The 18,321-nt window shown below is 56.8% G+C and carries 18 protein-coding genes; 8 read left to right on the forward strand and 10 right to left on the reverse strand.

What is annotated here, in order from left to right; all coding sequences use genetic code 11:
- Positions 1 to 3: 3 nt before the first annotated feature.
- On the reverse strand, positions 4 to 438 hold the full coding sequence (locus P1U45_RS08880) for a hypothetical protein (RefSeq protein WP_301058739.1): 435 nt from the start codon (positions 436 to 438) through the stop codon (positions 4 to 6).
- Positions 439 to 652: 214 nt separating this feature from the next.
- On the opposite strand from P1U45_RS08880, the gene P1U45_RS08885 reads away from it, so the two are divergent.
- The 4 genes from P1U45_RS08885 (at position 653) to P1U45_RS08900 (ending at position 3,276) form a co-directional block, all read left to right on the forward strand.
- Complete coding sequence (locus P1U45_RS08885; RefSeq protein WP_301058740.1) at positions 653 to 1,630, forward strand: proline iminopeptidase-family hydrolase; 978 nt, start codon at positions 653 to 655, stop codon at positions 1,628 to 1,630.
- Positions 1,627 to 2,088, forward strand: a complete 462-nt coding sequence (locus P1U45_RS08890; protein ID WP_301058741.1) for a hypothetical protein — start codon at positions 1,627 to 1,629, stop codon at positions 2,086 to 2,088. Before P1U45_RS08885 ends, P1U45_RS08890 begins: the two co-directional genes overlap by 4 nt.
- 36 nt (positions 2,089 to 2,124) lie before the next feature.
- Positions 2,125 to 2,349, forward strand: a complete 225-nt coding sequence (locus P1U45_RS08895) for a hypothetical protein (protein WP_301058742.1) — start codon at positions 2,125 to 2,127, stop codon at positions 2,347 to 2,349.
- Between the two features lie 66 nt (positions 2,350 to 2,415).
- Positions 2,416 to 3,276 carry a peptidylprolyl isomerase gene (locus P1U45_RS08900; RefSeq protein ID WP_301058743.1) on the forward strand — a complete coding sequence of 287 codons (861 nt, stop codon included), beginning with the start codon at positions 2,416 to 2,418 and terminating at the stop codon, positions 3,274 to 3,276.
- 59 nt (positions 3,277 to 3,335) lie between these two features.
- Here the strand turns inward: P1U45_RS08900 and P1U45_RS08905 are convergent, their stop codons facing one another.
- Entirely contained in the window at positions 3,336 to 5,255 is a 1,920-nt protein-coding gene (locus P1U45_RS08905) for a M2 family metallopeptidase (protein ID WP_293609775.1), read from the reverse strand.
- Between the two features lie 621 nt (positions 5,256 to 5,876).
- On the opposite strand from P1U45_RS08905, the gene P1U45_RS08910 reads away from it, so the two are divergent.
- Positions 5,877 to 6,494 (forward strand): porin family protein, encoded by a 618-nt coding sequence (locus P1U45_RS08910; protein WP_301058744.1) that lies wholly within the window; start codon positions 5,877 to 5,879, stop codon positions 6,492 to 6,494.
- A 119-nt stretch (positions 6,495 to 6,613) separates the two neighbouring features.
- Positions 6,614 to 7,384 carry a hypothetical protein gene (locus P1U45_RS08915; RefSeq protein ID WP_301058745.1) on the forward strand — a complete coding sequence of 257 codons (771 nt, stop codon included), beginning with the start codon at positions 6,614 to 6,616 and terminating at the stop codon, positions 7,382 to 7,384.
- A gap of 39 nt (positions 7,385 to 7,423) precedes the next feature.
- On the opposite strand, the gene P1U45_RS08920 is transcribed toward P1U45_RS08915, so the two are convergent.
- From P1U45_RS08920 to P1U45_RS08930, 3 genes are all read right to left on the reverse strand, one after another.
- Positions 7,424 to 8,605: a PQQ-dependent sugar dehydrogenase gene (locus tag P1U45_RS08920; RefSeq protein ID WP_301058746.1), complete on the reverse strand. Its 1,182-nt coding sequence runs from the start codon at positions 8,603 to 8,605 to the stop codon at positions 7,424 to 7,426.
- A gap of 108 nt (positions 8,606 to 8,713) precedes the next feature.
- Positions 8,714 to 10,018, reverse strand: a complete 1,305-nt coding sequence (locus P1U45_RS08925) for a serine hydrolase domain-containing protein (RefSeq protein ID WP_301058747.1) — start codon at positions 10,016 to 10,018, stop codon at positions 8,714 to 8,716.
- Between the two features lie 81 nt (positions 10,019 to 10,099).
- Positions 10,100 to 10,708: a hypothetical protein gene (locus P1U45_RS08930; RefSeq protein ID WP_301058748.1), complete on the reverse strand. Its 609-nt coding sequence runs from the start codon at positions 10,706 to 10,708 to the stop codon at positions 10,100 to 10,102.
- A 134-nt stretch (positions 10,709 to 10,842) separates the two neighbouring features.
- Here P1U45_RS08930 and P1U45_RS08935 point away from each other — a divergent pair, with 134 nt between their 5' ends.
- Entirely contained in the window at positions 10,843 to 11,475 is a 633-nt protein-coding gene (locus P1U45_RS08935; RefSeq protein ID WP_301058749.1) for a glutathione S-transferase family protein, read from the forward strand.
- Positions 11,476 to 11,485: 10 nt separating this feature from the next.
- Here P1U45_RS08935 and purL read toward each other — a convergent pair whose 3' ends face one another.
- The gene (gene purL / locus P1U45_RS08940; RefSeq protein WP_301058750.1) at positions 11,486 to 13,768 is read right to left on the reverse strand and encodes a phosphoribosylformylglycinamidine synthase subunit PurL; all 2,283 of its coding nucleotides are present in this window, start codon (positions 13,766 to 13,768) and stop codon (positions 11,486 to 11,488) included.
- 176 nt (positions 13,769 to 13,944) lie between these two features.
- Between purL and P1U45_RS08945 the strand changes: the two genes are divergently transcribed.
- Positions 13,945 to 15,048 carry a hypothetical protein gene (locus tag P1U45_RS08945; protein ID WP_301058751.1) on the forward strand — a complete coding sequence of 368 codons (1,104 nt, stop codon included), beginning with the start codon at positions 13,945 to 13,947 and terminating at the stop codon, positions 15,046 to 15,048.
- Between the two features lie 5 nt (positions 15,049 to 15,053).
- Here P1U45_RS08945 and P1U45_RS08950 read toward each other — a convergent pair whose 3' ends face one another.
- The 4 genes from P1U45_RS08950 to P1U45_RS08965 all read right to left on the reverse strand — a co-directional run bounded on the left by P1U45_RS08950 (position 15,054) and on the right by P1U45_RS08965 (position 18,303).
- A complete protein-coding gene (locus P1U45_RS08950) occupies positions 15,054 to 16,115 on the reverse strand; it encodes a hypothetical protein (RefSeq protein ID WP_301058752.1) in 1,062 nt (353 codons plus the stop codon).
- A 108-nt stretch (positions 16,116 to 16,223) separates the two neighbouring features.
- Positions 16,224 to 16,436, reverse strand: coding sequence for a helix-turn-helix transcriptional regulator (locus tag P1U45_RS08955; RefSeq protein WP_022694586.1), 213 nt, complete (start codon positions 16,434 to 16,436; stop codon positions 16,224 to 16,226).
- Positions 16,437 to 16,446: 10 nt separating this feature from the next.
- Positions 16,447 to 16,911 carry a hypothetical protein gene (locus P1U45_RS08960; RefSeq protein WP_301058753.1) on the reverse strand — a complete coding sequence of 155 codons (465 nt, stop codon included), beginning with the start codon at positions 16,909 to 16,911 and terminating at the stop codon, positions 16,447 to 16,449.
- A gap of 153 nt (positions 16,912 to 17,064) precedes the next feature.
- The gene (locus P1U45_RS08965; RefSeq protein ID WP_301058754.1) at positions 17,065 to 18,303 is read right to left on the reverse strand and encodes a DUF3089 domain-containing protein; all 1,239 of its coding nucleotides are present in this window, start codon (positions 18,301 to 18,303) and stop codon (positions 17,065 to 17,067) included.
- Positions 18,304 to 18,321 lie beyond the last annotated feature (18 nt).

Here is an 18,321-nt window from a genome sequence, read left to right on the forward strand (position 1 = left end):
CCTCTATTCAGCAGCCTGATAGAAGGGGTTGCGCTTATAGGCCGGCCCTTCTTTCACGTAGCGAATGAAGGATTTGATATAGCAGGTGAACCCGAAGGCCTGCAGGATGATCGCGCCAACGCAGAAAACAACAATGCTGCGGAAGATTGGGAAGCTCTCGGCTTCTGAAAGGCCAAGCATTGGGCCTCGAATATAGAGTGCAACGGCGGCCATAGCAGGCAAAGTCATCAGAGACAGGAGCGCCGCTGCGACGAGCGTGCCTTTGAACGTCTTTTCCATTGTGCTGAGCAGGATGATGATCACGCCCGCTGCAACGCCAGCCCCCAATGCGATCAGGTCACCAGCTTCGCGAGAAAAATCATAGCCCCGGTAAATCGGCACGAGGCTTAAGCTCGTCAGGCCGATTGCGATAAGCAAAAAGCGAATAAAAGCAGTCATTTGAAACCCCAGAATGCGTCACAGTCTGGAGAATCGGCGGCTGATTTCAAGCAGATACGCCCAGCGCGCGAACCGGTCTGGACGGGTTCGCGAGATAGGTGGGTCCTGTCTCCGGATGGTGAAACATGGGGAAGTCGTCTCGTCCTGTAACCAGATGTGCAGACATGCGCGGAAATACATGCATACTTTTGGTTCGGGTGTGGGGAGGCTGATTATGGATGTGAAATCGAAGCTGTTGATCGGGCTTTGCGGGCTGTCCGCGCTGGCTATGGCCGGTTGCGCGACGACCCCGCCAGACCTTTCACCCCATAGCGGGTTTGTAGACGTTCCGGGCGGGCCTGTCTGGTATCAGGTTATGGGCACGGGTGAAGGCGACGGCATACCGCTCGTCTATATGCATGGCGGACCTGGCGGTACATCCTGCTGGCATCAATTGCTCGCGCCATTGGGCGATGAGCGGCCTGTGATCCGCTATGATCAACTGGGCACCGGGCGGTCTGGCCGTCCCGATGATTTAAGCCTCTGGAACCGCGACCGCTTCGTTGAAGAGTTCGATGCCATCCGTGATGCGCTGGGGCTGGATGAAATTCACCTTGGCGGACATAGCTGGGGCGGCTCTCTGGCGGCGTATTATGTCCTCGAAACCGGCGGAGAAGGGGTGCAGTCTGTCGTACTGTCTTCGCCGCTGATCAGCACAGAGGCGTGGATTGAAGATACAAACTATCTGCGCACGCTATTGCCGGAGGATGTTCAGGCCGTTCTGACCGAACATGAAGCTGCGGGCACGACGGATAGCGCCGAATATGCCGAGGCGACGGCGGTGTTCTATGCAGCTTATATGTCGCCGGGCGAGGTGGTGGAGAGTTATTCCTGCCCCGGCGCGCCGGGCAATTCCTTCCTCTATAATTACATGTGGGGGCCGACAGAATTTAACGCGACGGGCACGCTGAAAGACTTTGATGTCACAGACCGTCTTGCCGATATTGATGTGCCTGTTCTCTTCATGACGGGAGAGTTTGACGAGGCGCGACCTGTAACAGTGGAAGGTTTTGCTGAGCTTGTTCCGGATGCACGCTTTGAAATGCTGCCAGGTGTTGGCCATGCAGGGCCATCGCGCGTGCCGGATCTTTATCGCCAGCTCATTCGAGACTTCATTACAGAGGTTGAGGCCGAGGAGGGCGCGCAGCGATGATCATGCGCAGGCTTTCCACGTCGATCCGCAAACAGGACTGGTTCACCGTTCTGATCGAGATGCTGATTGTCATTCTCGGTGTGTATCTGGGTATCCAGCTGGGCAACTGGAATGAGGCGAACCGGAATAATGCGCGGCTGATCGGGGCTCTGGAGCGCCTTGAAGGTGAGGTCAGAACCAATATCGATATCGCAAACGACCTTGTTGCGATCATTGAAGCAGAGCAGGACGAGCGCGTGATTGCGCTGGAAGTGTTGCGATCCTGTACAGCTGACGAATCTCAGATGGACGCGCTGAACACCGCCATTGCCAGCACCATTCGTGATTACGCACCGTCATTTATCGACAATAGCTTCAGCGAGCTATTGGGACGCGACGAGCTGCTTGATCTTCTATCCTCTGAATTCCGGCAGGTGATGGGCGGCTATCGTGGCCGCCTGACCGAAGATCAGGACTAGTTCAACACCAATTTCAATCTCATGTGGATGGACCATTTGATCCGTAGCCCGCTGGTGGGTGTTGATTTTGAAGGTGAAGGCGGCAGTGCGCGTATTGTGCTTGCAACAGGCATTGAAGAAGCCTGCGAAGACCCGCGCTTTCAGGTTCAGCTTCTGACGACGGTCAGCTTTATCATGGGGCTGCGCCTGCGTGCCGAGCGTTTCGTGGAAGAGAGTGAGGCCTTTCTTGCTTCAATACAGTCCGAGCGCGACGCGCTGTAAGCGCGGCTTGCCAGTCCGCCCGGTTTTGATCAGTCTCTCATCAGGAGACATTTCGGGGAGCCCATAATGCGTCGTTTTATTATTCCATCACTGGCCGCGCTGATGGCCGCCATTTCGCCGGTCGCTATTGCGCAGCAGGATGCAACATCCAGCTATCGCGAGGTCTATCCGGAAAACCTGCTCATCATGACGCTGGAAAGCGGCGAGGTGGTGATCGAGCTGAACGAGGATTTTGCGCCCGGCCATGTCGAACAAATGCGCGAGCTGATTTCCAGCGGCATTTATGACGGTGAGCGCTTTTACCGCGTGATTGACGGTTTCGTGGCGCAGGGCGGGCTTGAAGTTGATGAGCGGATCGAAGTTTATCCAACGCTTGCCAACGAGAATGAGCGCATGGCGTCCGATGAAGACTTCGTGCCGCTTGGTAATGAAGACCTGTTTGCGCCGGTGGTTGGCCATCTCGACGGGTTTGCTGTCGGGCGTAATCCTGAAGCAGGCACAGAATGGCTGCTGCATTGTCCGGGCGCTATGGCAATGGCGCGCGGCGTCGACCCGGATAGCGGCAGCACTGAATTCTACATTGTTCTGGATGCGCAGCGCTATCTCGACCGGAATTTGACGGTGTTCGGTCGCGTCCTCTCCGGTATGGAGCATATTCAGGCGCTGAAGCGCGGTGATCGAGCCATTGAGAGCGGCGTCATCCAGCGCCCTGAACGCGGCGATGAAATCCTGACGGCACGCCTTGCGTTGAATATCCCGGAAGAGGAACGTCCGCGCTGGGAAGTGCTCGAAACAACGAGTGAAGATTTCGAGGCGTACAAGACGCGTCTTCGTGTGCGTACAGATGAGTTCTTCTACAACACGCCGCCGGAGATTCTGGATGTCTGCGCCTTCTCGGCGCCCGCGCGGGAAATATCCGAAGAGTAAAGCTCAACAAAAAAGCCCGCTGAAACCAGCGGGCTTTTCTTTATTTGATCGGGTGAGGCTTACTGCCAGCCGCAAGAGCGACCTTCGTTTTCTTCACGCATCCATTCGATCAGCGGATCGAAGTAAGCGGTGATCGCAGAACCGTCCATTTCACGTGTGCCCGTGAAGGCTTCAAGCGCGTCGCGCCATGGTTCGGACGCACCCATTTCCAGCATAGCGTTCAGACGCTCACCAACTTCCTCATTTCCGTAGATAGAGCAGCGGTGCAGCGGGCCTTCCCAGCCAGCCATCTCGCAGGCAGCCTGGTGGAACTGGAACTGCAGGATATAGCTGAGGAAGTAACGCAGGTAAGGCGTGTTGCCCGGAATGTGGTATTTCGCACCCGGATCGAACGCGTCAGCTGGACGTGGGCCCGGAGGTGTGATGCCCTGATTGGCTTCACGCAGCGCCCACCATGCTTCGTTATAGTTCGCAGGCTCTGTTGAACCGTCCAGAACGCTCCAGCGCCACTGGTCGACTGTAATCGCAAACGGCAGGAACGCGATCTTGTCGAGCGCTGTGTCGAGCAGAAGTGCAAGGTCTGCATCTGCGCCTGGAACCTGCTCTTCGGAGATCAGGCCGATTTCCTGCAGATAGTATGGCGTGATGGAGAGCGCGACAAAGTCACCAATCGCTTCGTGGAAGCCGTCATGTGCGCCTTCTTTGAAGAAATGGTCCTGATGGCGGTATGCACGCTGGTAATAGTTGTGACCCAGCTCGTGGTGAACCGTCTGGAAGTCCTCAGCGTTTACCTCGGTACACATTTTGATGCGGATATCTTCCTCATCATCAAGGTTCCATGCAGAGGCGTGGCATACAACATCGCGGTCGGCAGGGCGAACAATCTGGGAGCGTTCCCAGAAGGTTTCCGGCAGAGGCGCAAACCCGAGGGATGAGAAGAAGGCTTCGCCTGTTTCGACCATCTGGATCGGTGTGTAGTCGTTGTCACGCAGCTGGGTGGTAAGGTCATAGCTTGGGCCAGCCAGATCGTCCGGTGCAACGACGCTATAAATGTTCTGCCATGACTGGGCCCACATATTGCCGAGCAGGTCAGCGCGGATCGGGCCGTCAGCCGGTTGAACGTCGTCGCCATAATAGTCGTTCAGTTCGCCGCGGACATAGCAGTGAAGCTCGTCATAAAGCGGGGAAACCTGACCCCACAGGCGCTCGACTTCTGCTTCCATCTCTTCTGGCGGCATGTCGTACTGTGAGAGCCACATTTCTGCGACATCATCATAGCCGAGTTCGTTTGCACCAGCCGTCGCGATTTCGACCATGCGCTGGTATTCAGACGCCATGACAGGTGAAACCGTGCGCCAGCCTTCCCATGCTTCCTGGAGAACGTCCGGGTTGCGGGAGGTTTCAATAACAGTGGAAAGCTCGTCCAGCGTCAGGGCAGACATATCATATGTGTAGTCTGTGCCTTCATACGCTTCGTCCAGAATGGCAGCGACTTCGTCGGTGTTGTTCTGGAAGGCGTATGTGCCGGTGGAGTAGGTCGCGTCGAGGCCGGCGGTGATGGTGTTCAGCTCTTCAGCTGCACCTTCCGCGCTCGGCGCTGGCAGAACCATGCCGGACTGGATGATCTGAAGCTTGCGCTGCAGGTCTTCTGGAAGGTCCAGATCGACATAGTCACGTGTTGCGTTTGCAAACTCGATGCGGGCGCGGGTAGAGCGCGCACCAGCTTCAGCCGCAGCAGCGTTCGTTTCCGGCGTGATATTTGTTGCCTGTTCCCAATAGATCGGGCTGATTTCACGGCTCAGCTCGGCGAGTGTGCTCTCAGCGTTTTCGATGAAGGCGCGGGCGTCTTCAACTGTCGGGCCGGTCGTGTCCGTTGCCGGTGCTGGTGCAGGCGTTGCCTCTTCGGCTTCCGGTGTGCAGGCACCAACAAGCGCGAGGGTCATGATGCTGGCGCTCGCCAGAATCAAATGTTTTTTCATGGTAATCCTCCAATGTGCGGAGAAAGAAGCGTCACTCACGCCATCTGGTCAAGAGATTGACTGAGAAACTTTGCCCCGTCTGCAAAGAAAGAAGGCAGTTGATTGCGCTCATCGCCCAACAGGCAGCACAGATTATTTGAGCGGGAAAATAAAAACGCTGATCGGTTTTTCCCGGATCGGGGACCAATCAGCGTATAAAAGTTCAGCGTTGGGGAAACGCGTTCTATCCAATGACTATATCAGGACACAATTAATGGTCAATTGACGCTGTACTACAAATATTTGCCCGAAATACGGATTTGCTTGGATGATTGTCCTTATTTTGTCCGGATGCGGTGTTTTGTTGTGCAGTCGGTGCATTGATGCGTCCGGACATGAAGTCTCCGTAACATTGGAGAAGGCAGCAATTCTGTCATTCTGTGTCGACACTATGGCAGGCATAAATTTGCTCTATATTTCAGTGTGTTAATGGCAGTTTGCGCGGCTGTAAATTTGATGGAACCGTTGCTTAATTGCGACGGCAAAACATGGATAAAATGTCATGGGAACGGCCTTTATCCGGCGCTCGTTATCCCTGTCATCTCGCCGCTATTGGCGACAAGCAACTGACAGGAGTTTATTATGATCAAGGCATTGCTTGCAGCGACTGCGATTTCGGGTCTGGCATTTGGCGCACAGACAGCCGCAGCTCAGGACACCGGCTTCTACGCAGAAGGTGGTTACCAGTATCTCGATATTAAGCCGGACGGTGCTGAACAGGGCGTCGACACGAACGGCATTACAGCCCGCACTGGTTACCAGTTCAATGACTGGTTCTCTGTAGAGGGTGAGCTCTCTTCAGGCGTCGATGATGGCGAGTTCGACTATAATGTCGACGAAGACGAGTTTAACCTCGACGACAATAATGATGGCGACTTCGAAGACACGATTGCTGCCGCTGGCGACGTTCAGATGAACTATCTGGTCGGTATTTATGGCCGCGCTGACGTGCCGGTCACAGAGCGCCTGAGCGCCTATGCCCGTGCGGGTTACGCCTATATCGACATTGATGCCGAAGTGCAGACACCAGGTGGCACAACACTGGCGAGCATTGAGGACTCAAGTGAAGGCCCGGCCATTGGTGCAGGCCTCCAGTATGACCTGACAGACAGCTGGTATCTGAAAGGTGACTACACCTATTACTCCTTCGAGGAGACAGACACAGATGGTGTCATGCTTGGTGTCGGTTACCAGTTCTAATCGACCTGAGCATCGGGAAGAGCCCCTGACGTCGCCGCGTCAGGGGTTTTTCTTTTTTGGGGTAACAATCCATGCGCGCCTCGCTAGTGTGCGCAGAGAATAATGCGAAGGGACACCCCATGCCGGTGAAGTATGTTGAAACAGACGCAGCCATTAAGGCGTCCGGCCTGCGGATGACTGTTGTGTCCGAAGTGCCAAGCCCGTGGGGTGAGGCGGCCAAGGGGCTTTTGTATTTCAAAGGCATAGACTGGCTGGCTGTGCGCCTGACAACGAGCGATGAGGCGCAGACAGGCTGGACGGGCAGCCAGAGCGCGCCTGTGGTCATGTATAATGATGAACCGCCACGTCATGGCTGGGTAGATGTTCTGATGCTGGCCGAGAAGCTGGCACCGGAGCCATCCGTGCTGCCGCTGGCAACGCGTGACCGGGCGCTCGCGATCGGCCTCTCGCATGAGCTGATGGGGCAGGGAGGTCTTGCTGATATGCGCCGACTTCAAATGGTGCATATGGGGCTGACAGGACAGGGCGGGTTTGTTGGACCTGCAGCAGACTATCTGGCCGCTAAATACGGGTATTCTGAAGCCGAAGGCGAAGCCGCGTCTCAGCGTGTGACGGACCTGCTTCTCATGTTTGCAAACCAGCTGCGTGTGCAGGAAGAGGCAGGCTCGGATTATTATCTCGGCAATGCGCCAAGCTGTATCGACTTCTACAGCGCTGCAGTCATGGCTATGTTCAAGCCATTGCCGGAAGAGGTCTGCGCGATGCGAGAGCGCACACGTCTCGCTTTCAGTTCATCTGACCCTTCGACGGATGCTGCGCTTGACCCGATCCTCTTAAAGCATCGCGACATGATGTATGCGCGCCATATGGAAACGCCGCTGTCGCTATAAGTCGAAACGAAAAAGTCCCGCCGAAGCGGGGCTTTTGTTTTATCCGGCGGGTGTCAGGCGGATCAGGCGTCCGCCTTCTTCATCTTCCAGAACGTAGATTGCGCCGTCAGGGCCTTCTTCGACCTCACGAATGCGCTCTTCCCATTCATACCGGCCTGCCTCTTCGCCGGTCGTGCTGGAGCGGCCGCGCTCGTTTGTTTCGTCCGTAATCTCAACGCGGACCAGCGCCTGCGATGAGAGGCCGCCGATAAAGATGTCACCGGTCCAGTCAGCGAACAGATCGCCATCATAGACAATCAGGCCTGCCGGGCTGATCGCTGGCACCCAGGATACAATCGGTGCTGAATAGATCGGGATGTCGGCATGATCCGGAATTTCGGTGCCGTTATAGTGGTCGCCTTCAGAAACGACCGGATAGCCGTAATTTTCCGCGCGATGCACAAGGTTCAGCTCGTCACCATGGCGCGGGCCCATTTCCTGCACCCACATCCGGCCCTGAGCGTCAAAATCAATGCCCAGCATATTGCGGTGGCCGAGCGACCAGATTGTATCTGCGACGCCGCCTTCACCATAGAACGGGTTGTCTTCAAGCGGTTCGCCGTCCGTCGTGATGCGGATCGTCTTGCCCAGATTCATCGACATGTTCTGCGCAGGCGTAAAGTGCTGTCTGTCGCCGGAGGTGATGATCAGATTGCCGTCCGGTGCGACTGCGAGGCGGTGGGAATAGTGACCATTGCCGCGCATCATCGGTGACTGTTCCCAGATGATTGTGCGCTCGGCCAGCTCAAAACCGTCTCCGGTCTCGACGAGTTCTGCACGTTCCACGACAGCGCCGCTCAGCTCGTCATTTTGCGGATCGCGCGCGACATACGACAGGAAGACCTGGCTGTTCTCGGCAAAGTCCGGATGGATGATAATGTCGCCGAGTCCGCCCTGATTGCGCATGACGACGCCTGGTACATTGCCGACTTCAGAATGCTTGGTGCCATCAGGATTGAGGAGCCAGAGCGCGCCGCCCTGTTCTGTCACCAGCGCGTGGCCATCTGGCAGGAAGGTCATGGCCCACGGGTTTTCGAAGCTTTCCAGAGGCTCTGCGTTTAGTGTGACGCCGTCACTGCCTGTCACCTCAAAGGCTTCGGTGTGATCATCTGCAAAAGCGGTTGAGGTGAGCGCTGCGCCAAGGGCTGTTGTGAGGGCGAGGGTTCGAAAACTGGAGGTCATTCGGGGCCTTTCCGTGTGAGATCAGTGAAACTCTACAGAAAGATAGTCTGGTGAGCGGCGCGGTTCCAATTTCTAACAAAACTGTGATCCGCGCCGCTGCCAGAGATTTTACTCTTCAAGCGCCTCATAGACGGCTTCAACGGCCATTTCACGCAGAGGCGGTGTGCCGCGATACGGGTTTGAGCCGTTATTGTTCTGGATCATCGCCACGAAGACGAGATCTTCAACCGGATCGATCCAGAAGCTCGTGCCAAAGAAGCCGCCCCAGTAATATGAGCCGGTGCTTTGGGATCCGTCAGCAATGTCTTCATCCATCACCACGGCGAAATCCATGCCGAAGCCAATGCCCGGCATATCCGGGCCGTAAAGGTCGACCGGCACGCCGTCAGCCAGCACGTTCTGACGCATCAGTTCGACGGTTTCCGGCTCGAGCAGGCGTGCGCCATTATATTCGCCTTCGCCCTGCAGCATCTGTGTGAAGGCCCAATAGTCGAGCGGAGTAGAGAACAGGCCGCCACTGCCGGACAGGAATTGCGGGCTCTCATTCTGCGCGCGCTCATCCATCATGAAGAGCGAGCCATCGTCTGCGTAATCGAAGATACGCGTCACGCGTTCCTGCTGGTCAGCTGGCACCCAGAAGCCGGTGTCATCCATGCCCAGTGGTTCGAAAATGCGAGTTTCAAAGAACTCTTCCAGCGTCATGCCAGAGAGTTGCTCGACGATATAACCCTGCACGTTCACGCTCGGGCCGTAATCCCAGGCAGTCCCCGGCTGTGAGACAAGCGGCAGCTCTGCCAGCGTGTCGATCATGCCCTGCAGATCGGTTGCCTGAAGGTTGGCATCGGAATAGGTCGCTGAAACGCCAAAGCCTGCCGAGTGAGACATGAGCTGTGCCATGGTCATCGGGCTGGCCATTGGTTCTGTGCCGCCATCTTCGGTGGCGACGACGAGGTCTGCAAATTCCGGTATATAATCGGATACAGGATCGTCCATCTGCCAGAGGCCGTCCTCATACAGCATCATCATGGCAACGCCCGTGACCGGCTTGGTCATGGAGGCGATACGGAAAATCGTATCGTGCCGCATCGGCGCCTGCGTGTCGTAATTGGTGACGCCATAGGTGTAGAAGTCCGCGATCTGGCCGTGACGCGATACCAGCCAGACATAGCCTGCCAGCTTTCCTTCATCGACGAGCGCCTGATATTGAGCGTCCAGTGCGGCAAGGCGGTCGGACGCAAAGCCGACGCTTTCCGGCACGACCGTGTCTACGCCATGCACACGACCGGATGGCGGCGCGGCGGTTTCTGTTTCGGCGTGAGCTTCTGGTTCTGGCGCAGCTGGCTCTGACTGGGAACAGGCCGTGACAGCAAGCATAGCGGCGAGCGCGACACCGCCGAGCAATCTGGTATTCATAATGTCCTCCCTTGGGGGTGTCTCCCCTCATTTATGTAGTTGAGTATGAGCGGGAGCTGACCCTTGGGCAAGGGGGGAGGGTTAGATGCTTTCGAACGCCCTAGCTTCGAACGTCTCTCTGGAAAATGTCTTCTGTGACAGAAGGCCAGTTTCATCTGACAGAGAAATTTTCAGCATGTGAGTATCGCGATCGAGACGGCCTGCTGCGCGGACCTCAACGTTTGAGGGACGGAATAATTGCGCCTCGAAATCGCTACCTTTGCGGACCTGATGGTTCGGAATAGCCAGCAGATAACGGGTTGGTACATCGCTATACAACAGATCGCTCAGAACGTCGGAGGCAGTTCTGTCCGCGCTGGTTTCGGCGCGCGCAAGCTCTATCGCGAAACCGCACCGCAAGCTGCGGGCAAGTTCTGCCACCGCGCATGCGAGCCCGCCCTGCGTAATCGGGACGATAGCGCGTACGATATCCAGCTCTTTCAGCTCATGTACGAAATTATGGCTGTCATCGTTTGATGCGTTCGCATCCGTTACCACGACGAGCGTCATCTGCCGGTTGGAGTGCCAGTTGTCATGGCGAAATATGACAGGCCGTTTGCGCGATGGATCGCGCATGCGCTCTATGAGTGCCTCGAACGGGTTGGTGTCCGCTTGCGGGCTGCGGGTCTCTTTCATGGAGGTCACTGTCATGAGGCGCTCCGTTGCTTCTTGCTGATCTGAAGTATGCGGGAGGGGGCTGCAGCTTGCAATGCGCGGTTGACGCTAAGTGAATATTGCGACGTGGCGCTTTCCGTGGCCCCATGCGCGAAAACGGGAGGAACAACATGATCAGGCTTTATCACTGCCGCGATGCACGCTCATTCCGGGCGCTCTGGATGCTGGAAGAATGCGGGCTGGACTATGAGCTGGAGCTGCTCCCGTTTCCGCCGCGCTGGAAGAAGCCTGAGTATCTGGAAGAAAATCCGCTCGGTACAATTCCCCTCCTGATCGACGGCGATACGCGCATGACGGAATCTGCGGCAATCTGCGAGTATCTGGCGGCAAAGTATGGCCCGGAAGAGCTGCATGTGGGGCCGGACGAGCCGGAATTTGGCGCTTATCTCAACACGCTTCATTACGGTGAGGCGACGTTGACCTTCCCGCAAACGCTGGTGCTGAGATATACCCGCCTTGAGCCGGAAGAGCGGCGCCAGCCCGTCGTCGCCGAAGCTTATGCGAAATGGTTTCTAGGGCGTCTGACAGCGCTCGAGACGCGTCTTGCCGGTCATGATTATGTCGCGGCAGACCGGTTCACGGCGGCGGATGTGTCTGTGACTTATGCGCTGTTGCTGGCGCAGGCGCTGGATATCCTGAAGCCACTACCTGACACGCTGCAGACCTATTGGGACAGGATGAGCGTGCGACCGGCTTTTAAGCGCGCGAAAGACGCGCAAAAGCCAGCCGCAGAAGTGCTCTAGCTGGCGAGGTTTACTCGCCGGCCATATAGCGTGGCATCCAGCCTTCATGCGCGTCGCGAAGCGCTTCGAGCGTGATGGTGTGGTTCACAACATTCGGGCTGACGCCTGTGTCGATTGAGATGCTGTCGCCTTCAAACTTGCCCAGAACGTATGGCAGGAAGCCTTCTGAATCCCACTGTTCCAGCTGGTCGTCGCTTACGGCGATCAGATAGCTTGCAGGGCGCTCACCGAAGAGCTGGGTGAGTTCTGAGTCTTCACCTGGCTCCGGAGCGCAGAAGGACACGCCTACGCCGCCAGCAAGGGCCATTTCAGCCGCCGCACACGCAATGCCGCCATCAGACACGTCATGCACTGCGTTGACGACGCCTTCGCCGATCAGCTTGCGGATGAACTCGCCATTGTCGATTTCAGTGTCGAGCATAGCTGACGGTGGTGGGCCGAGCTCTTCGCCCTTCAGGCCAAGCCATTCGCGTGCATAGAGAGACGCGCCAAGGTGAGGCGTCGTTTCGCTGATCAGTACCACACGGTCACCGGCTTGCGCGCCTTTAAGCGTTGCAACTTTGGTCACGTCTTCGATGAGGCCAACGCCGCCAACAACAGGTGTCGGCGGGATCGCGATGCCGTCAGTCTCGTTGTAGAGAGAGACGTTACCGGACACGACAGGGAAGTTCAGCTCGCCACAAGCGGCTGCCATGCCCTCAATCGCTTTCACGATATAGCCCATTGTGTTCGGCTTTTCAGGGTTGCCGAAGTTGAGGTTGTCGGTAATCGCAATCGGTTTTGCGCCAACCGCTGAAAGGTTGCGATAGGCTTCCGCGACTACGCCTTTGCCGCCTTCAAACGGGTCTGCCGCGACATAATGCGGGTTACAGTCTGAACAGATGGCGAGCGCTTTGTTTGTGCCATGAATACGAACAATAGCCGCGTCGCCGCCAGATGTGGAGCTGTCCACCGTATCGCCCATAACGTGGCGGTCATACTGTTCCCAGACCCAGCGCTTGGACGCCATATCCGGGCAGGACATGAGCTTCAGGAGCACGTCTGCGAAGTCGGATGGCTCTGCGTGTTTAGATAGGTCGAACGGCGCACGCTTTGGCGGCTCGTTCCATGGGCGGTCATAATTTGGTGCGTCGTCAGCCAGCGGCGCGACAGGGATGTCGCAGACGACTTCGCCGTGCTGCTTCAGTACCAGACGACCGGAGTCGGTCGTCATGCCGATGACTTCAGCGTCCAGGTCCCATTTGTCGAAGATCGCTTTGGCGACGGCTTCCTTGCCCGGCTTGAGGACCATGAGCATACGCTCCTGGCTTTCAGACAGCATGATTTCGTAAGCTGTCATGCCTTCTTCGCGCTGAGGCACTTTGTCGAGATCCATCTCAACGCCAATGCCTTCGCCGTTCTCGCCGCCACTGTCTGCCATCTCGACAGAAGAGGAGGTGAGGCCAGCTGCGCCCATATCCTGAATGGCCTGAATGGCGTCAGTTTCCATCAGCTCAAGGCAGGCTTCGATGAGAAGCTTCTCGGTGAACGGGTCGCCAACCTGAACGGTTGGGCGTTTCTCTTCGTCACCTTCAGAGAATTCTGCAGACGCCATCGTCGCGCCGTGAATACCGTCGCGGCCGGTTTTGGAGCCAACATAGAAGATCGGGTTGCCCGGCGTTGCGCCGCGTGCGTAGAAAATCTTGTCCTGATCGGCCAGGCCAACAGCCATAGCGTTGACGAGGATGTTGCCGTTATAGCCAGCGTCGAACTGGGTTTCACCAGCAACCGTCGGAACGCCGACACAGTTACCATAGCCACCAATACCGTGAACAACGCCTGCCACCAGAGAGCGTGTTTTCGGGTGATCCGGCTCGCCAAAGCGCAGCGCGTTCACCAGTGCAATCGGGCGCGCGCCCATTGTGAAGACGTCGCGCAGGATGCCGCCAACGCCTGTCGCCGCGCCCTGATAAGGCTCGATGTAAGACGGGTGGTTGTGGCTCTCCATTTTGAAGATCGCCGCCTGACCGTCGCCAATGTCGATGACACCAGCATTCTCGCCCGGACCCTGAATGACAAATTCATTCTTCGTCGGGAATTTAGAGAGGTGACGGCGTGAAGATTTGTAAGAGCAATGCTCCGACCACATCACCGAATAAATGCCCAGTTCCACCAGATTAGGGTGTCTGCCGAGACGTGTGATCAGGCGATCCCATTCTTCGGTATTGATGCCATGTTCGGCAGCGTCCGATTGGTTCTGGACGGTCTGCATGGCAGTGACGATTTTGGCGGAGAGGTCGGTGGTATCAGTCATACGCGCTCTTTAACGGGGAACGGCCGGATTCGGAAGTAAGAAATGTGCCGGAATCCATCCTGTTTGGTCCATAAATTCCGTGATCGTGTCGAAAAAACAGTGTTGCTGGCAAGGCTCGCTTAAGGCGCGGGTGCTAAACCGGCTTATGAACGTCGTTTGTGTGGGTTATCTGGCCGTTGCCGTCTAAGGTCGAAATTCTACCCGTCAGTCCATCCCATCTGCCCGATCTGGTGGAGCTGAACGAGATTTGCGGTTTTCCGGCACGGTCGCTGGAAGGCTGGCGATGGGTATTATTTGATAACCCCGAACAGGGCGATGAGCCGGCCGGCTATGTCGCGATGAAAGAAGGGCGCGCGGAAGCCTTTATTTGCACGCAGCGCCGCAGTTTTAAAAGCGGGACGACAGAACGAAGCATGGTGTCTGCACACACATTTGTGTCGCGACAACTCAAGCCCGGCATTGGCCTGAAACTGCTCCGTCATATGCTGAAATCGCACGGTGCGGACGGGGTCAACACGCTGAATAATAACGCCTTATCAGCACCCATCTATCCGTATGTGGACGTGCACCCATGGCGGGGGCAGTTGGGGCGCCTTTTCCTTGAAAAGCCTGTCCGCTGGAGCGCGCTTCTGCGCTCGCGTGTTTACAACGCCCTCAAAAACAGCCCGCTCCGTGCTCTGGCATCAGGCTGGGAGCATCTGGAACGGGGTGTCAGAGCGTTGCCAAAAGCCGGTGAATTCGCCAGCTTTGCCGTGATCGATCCTAGCGACCCGGCTATGTCCGATTTGCTCGATGCGTTCAATGAGGCGCTTCAGGCCGGAGCAACACTTCAGCCTGACCGGTCCTCTGAAATCTGGCGCTATCGGCTGGCCGATCCGGATTATCACGATGCTATGCGCTTGCTTGGCGTTGTCCGTGATGGCGCTCTGGTGGCGCTGCTCGCCGTGTCGCTTGCCAAGGATGATATGTTCTCAGCCTCCGCGCTGGAGATTGAGGACATGGTCAGCCTCGATGAAAGCGCCGTCAGTGACGCGGATATGCTCGACGCAGCTGTTCAACTTGCGAAAGTGTCAGGCGCTGCGCGTGTACGCCGCCGAGTGATCACGCAGTCGCTGGCGGATAATGTGCCTGCCGGATGGATGCTGCGCGAACGAGATTATAACAGCGCGCATATGAAGTCGCGCGTCGATGATCTGCCGGACAATTGGGCGGAAGGCCCGTTCGATAGCGACTTTTTCTTCGCGCTGCGACGCCCCGAAGTGCTTCGGGTACGTCGCTAGCTCGATTAGTCAGCCTCTTCGGTTGCTGGTGTGAAGACCAGCTGGATTGCGCGGTTCTGGGCGTTTTCAGTTGCCGGTGTCGCGTCAGCCGGGAAGATGAAGCAGAAGTCTGTCGGGCAATCTGCTTCCGGCAGAGATTCAGCGTCAAAGCTACGAAGAGACGGAGCCATACCAGCTTGCGCCGGCTGCTGAACAAGCATGCTGGCATTCAGCTCGTTTGGCTGAGCTGCTGAATCATATTTTTGCAGGAAGACAACGACGCGGTCATCATCGCTTTTACCCGTAGCGGACAGAAGCGCGTGCGGCTGGCCATCTTCTCCGCTAACGGCAATCTCTGTCGGTGCAGTGATGGAGTAAGGCAGGTCTTCCTCGGTTTCGTTTCGGGTGAAGACATAGTTGAACTGGCCGCCCGCCTGACGCTGCGGATAGACGGAAAAGCCGTCTTCGGCGACGGACAGCTGCCAGTGTGTTGCAAACAGGATCGGGCGAAGCTGTGACCAGAGCTCTTCGCGATCGAGGTCTGCGCCTTCCACTTCAGCCTGGAAAATACCGCGCAGCCGGTTGAATTCCTCGCCGCCGAAAAAGCCGCCAATTTCGTTCACAAGCGCTTGCCATGAAGCTTTGATGGCATCCGGCTCGCTATCCCAGCTTTCATTACCAGCGGCGCTGACGATCTGCGCGAGCAGAGAGCGGAAATATTCGCGCCGCGCCTGGAACAGATAGTTCATGGCATCATCGCAATTGATCTCTTCCGCGCGTTCGACAGCGGTTTGGGTCAGGTCGGTCAGATTGGCGAGCAGGGCATCCGGCGTCGCCGCGCCCTGGCTTGCCCGCCAGACGCGGGTGTAAGCGCCGACCTCACGGGTGAGCGCGACACGGTCTGTCAGGCCGAAGATGCGGCAGTTCCGGTCCAGAACATCGACCATCAGCCAGTTTGTCAGCATTTCGCTGGTATTCGCCTGTTGCTGCTCTTCTGGCGGTGGCGGCGCTTCTTGCGCGCTGGCTGCTGGCAGAATAGCGCTGAAAGCAAGTGCAGACATCAGGCATGAGCGAAAGTTGAAAAGCATATAGATCTCCGGCTGGTCGCGCGCACGCTAACAACGCCGTCGCTCTGCCTGCAAGGGGAGAATACAGAGAAGCGAGTTCTATGACTGCATTGTCATGATATCAGCCAGTTAAGTGCCTTTCTCCGGAGGCGCAGGGCGCTCGAAGACCTCTTCGATCGTGAGCCCGAATGCATCGGCAATGTGGAACGCTAGCGGCAGGGACGGATCAAAGCGTCCGTTCTCGATGGAATTAATGGAGTTTCTGGAGACGCCAACGCGGTCTGCAAGCTCTGCCTGACTCCAGCTGTGTTCTGCACGGAGCACCCGGATACGGTTTTTCATGCCTGCTTCCTCAAACTGCGCGTGACATCCAGATGCGCCAGACAAGGCTGAACACAGCGGTAAAGATCGCCTGCAGTACAACGACAGCGCCAAAACCCAACAGGAAAGTCATGAGTGCTGCGCGCTCGGTCAGCTGCGCGTCCGGATCTGTCAGAGTGGCCAGTGACAGAACGAGCGACTGAAATGGTGGAAGAACCAGAAGCAGGGGGATAATGCCCGCTCCGACCAGCCAGCCCCATTGGGTGCCAAAGCGTGTCGCCCCGCGATGCCATTCGTCGCTTTTCTGATCTTTTTGCGCAAAGAGAATGAAGGAGCCGCCAACTTCAATAAGTACGGCGACGCCGCCAAGCGCGAAGATAAGCCAATCCGGGGATGCTTTTAGCCAGGGCAGCGAGGCCAGATAGGCGATCGGGACAATTACGAGGATCGGGACAAGGATACGATGTTGGGTGAGTGGATGGTTGAGTAACGACATGTAGATCCTTCAGTGAAAAGCTGGCTATTCAATATGAAAAGTATACTTGTCATATATTTATCTGCTTGACAAGTGTGCTTGGCATTTAGGGGCAAAAGAAAGCCGCCGGTATGCGAACACACCGGCGGCTTCTGATTTCAGATTATCGGTCGCTTACTCGCTGTGAGCGGCAACCCATGCATCAGACTGGGCCTGCGCAATGCGCAGAAGGTTACCCATTGGCGCATGCATATCGAGAAGGTGGAGGCCCCATCCTTCGTTGATTGTGCCGTCTGCATTGAAGATGTCGCCCCAGAACTCGTCTGTGCGGTCATCACTCGGGTCAGCGTTGATGCTGATCGCGAGGTAGTTATGCGAGTCAGTTGATACGCATTCAGCTGTCAGAAGGCCAGGCAGTTTCACGAATGGTGTTTCAACTTCAACACCTTCAGCGAAGACAGGCTCTACACCCGCGCGGTCAGGGCCAGTGCCGAGATAGGCATCGAGGACACCATCATCGCCGGAGACTTCTGCCGGGTTCACACACATTGCGTCGCCGCGTGGTGTGTTGACGCCGAAGAAGCTGGAAGGCGCTGGCGGTACATCTTCACGGAATGCAGAATATGCGATCACGCAGCCAAGCTGGTCAGCTGTTTCACATGGCGGCATGCCCATGAAAGAACCGTCTTCCTGCGTTGGATATGTGATGCCTGTTGGCATGGCAGAGACGATCAGGTCCTGAGTTGGCGTGCCAATGATAGACGCTGCGAGCAGGCCCTGAATGACGCTTGAGCCCTGAGAGTGACCAACAAGGATGACACCGCGGCCATCATTATAGTTCTCAAGGTAATGGTTCCAGGCGTCTGTCACGTCCTGAAGCGGCAGTTCTCGGTCTTGCTCCATTGGCTGGCCGGCCATGTTGGCACGAAGCGCGCGCAGCGTGACCTGACGGTACATTGGCGCGAACTGGCGGCAGACGGAGCCGAAGCGTGCGAACTGGCCTGCAGTCGTGAACATCTCGGCGGGGTCTGCAATGAGGTCGGAGTTACCGCCCTGATCCGTTGATGCCGTCGGGTAGACGTAGAAGCAGTCAATCGCCGGATCAGCCGCTGGTGTGTAGCCTTCGGAAGACACAACGACTTCGCCATCTACAACGTCGACGACTGTTGTGCTCAGGTCAGGTGAGCAGGCGTCATTGCCAGCTGTTTCGGGCAGGCAGAGCCAGTTGTCTGTATTTGCGTAGTTCGCGTGGCCGTCATCATTGATGCGGGCCTGTTCGACTGGCGCTTCAGCTTCTGGTGCCGGTGCTTCGGCCGCAGGTGGTTCTGCCGGTGTTTCCGGTGCCGGTGCGTCGCCGCCACATGCCGCAAGCGATGCCATCAGCAGGGCAAGGCCTGTTGTACGTAGAATCATTTTTTCTCTCCTCCCACA

This window comes from Ponticaulis sp. (genome assembly GCF_029210165.1).
In the GTDB taxonomy this organism is placed as follows: domain Bacteria; phylum Pseudomonadota; class Alphaproteobacteria; order Caulobacterales; family Hyphomonadaceae; genus Ponticaulis.

Excerpts from the sequence above, each read along its gene's own strand:
- P1U45_RS08880 (WP_301058739.1), bottom strand. The coding sequence starts at position 438 with ATGACTGCTTTTATTCGCTTTTTGCTTATCGCAATCGGCCTGACGAGC.
- P1U45_RS08885 (WP_301058740.1), top strand. The coding sequence starts at position 653 with ATGGATGTGAAATCGAAGCTGTTGATCGGGCTTTGCGGGCTGTCCGCG.
- P1U45_RS08890 (WP_301058741.1), top strand. The coding sequence starts at position 1,627 with ATGATCATGCGCAGGCTTTCCACGTCGATCCGCAAACAGGACTGGTTC.
- P1U45_RS08900 (WP_301058743.1), top strand. The coding sequence starts at position 2,416 with ATGCGTCGTTTTATTATTCCATCACTGGCCGCGCTGATGGCCGCCATT.
- P1U45_RS08905 (WP_293609775.1), bottom strand. The coding sequence starts at position 5,255 with ATGAAAAAACATTTGATTCTGGCGAGCGCCAGCATCATGACCCTCGCG.
- P1U45_RS08910 (WP_301058744.1), top strand. The coding sequence starts at position 5,877 with ATGATCAAGGCATTGCTTGCAGCGACTGCGATTTCGGGTCTGGCATTT.
- P1U45_RS08915 (WP_301058745.1), top strand. The coding sequence starts at position 6,614 with ATGCCGGTGAAGTATGTTGAAACAGACGCAGCCATTAAGGCGTCCGGC.
- P1U45_RS08920 (WP_301058746.1), bottom strand. The coding sequence starts at position 8,605 with ATGACCTCCAGTTTTCGAACCCTCGCCCTCACAACAGCCCTTGGCGCA.
- P1U45_RS08925 (WP_301058747.1), bottom strand. The coding sequence starts at position 10,018 with ATGAATACCAGATTGCTCGGCGGTGTCGCGCTCGCCGCTATGCTTGCT.
- P1U45_RS08930 (WP_301058748.1), bottom strand. The coding sequence starts at position 10,708 with ATGACAGTGACCTCCATGAAAGAGACCCGCAGCCCGCAAGCGGACACC.
- P1U45_RS08935 (WP_301058749.1), top strand. The coding sequence starts at position 10,843 with ATGATCAGGCTTTATCACTGCCGCGATGCACGCTCATTCCGGGCGCTC.
- purL (WP_301058750.1), bottom strand. The coding sequence starts at position 13,768 with ATGACTGATACCACCGACCTCTCCGCCAAAATCGTCACTGCCATGCAG.
- P1U45_RS08950 (WP_301058752.1), bottom strand. The coding sequence starts at position 16,115 with ATGCTTTTCAACTTTCGCTCATGCCTGATGTCTGCACTTGCTTTCAGC.
- P1U45_RS08955 (WP_022694586.1), bottom strand. The coding sequence starts at position 16,436 with ATGAAAAACCGTATCCGGGTGCTCCGTGCAGAACACAGCTGGAGTCAG.
- P1U45_RS08960 (WP_301058753.1), bottom strand. The coding sequence starts at position 16,911 with ATGTCGTTACTCAACCATCCACTCACCCAACATCGTATCCTTGTCCCG.
- P1U45_RS08965 (WP_301058754.1), bottom strand. The coding sequence starts at position 18,303 with ATGATTCTACGTACAACAGGCCTTGCCCTGCTGATGGCATCGCTTGCG.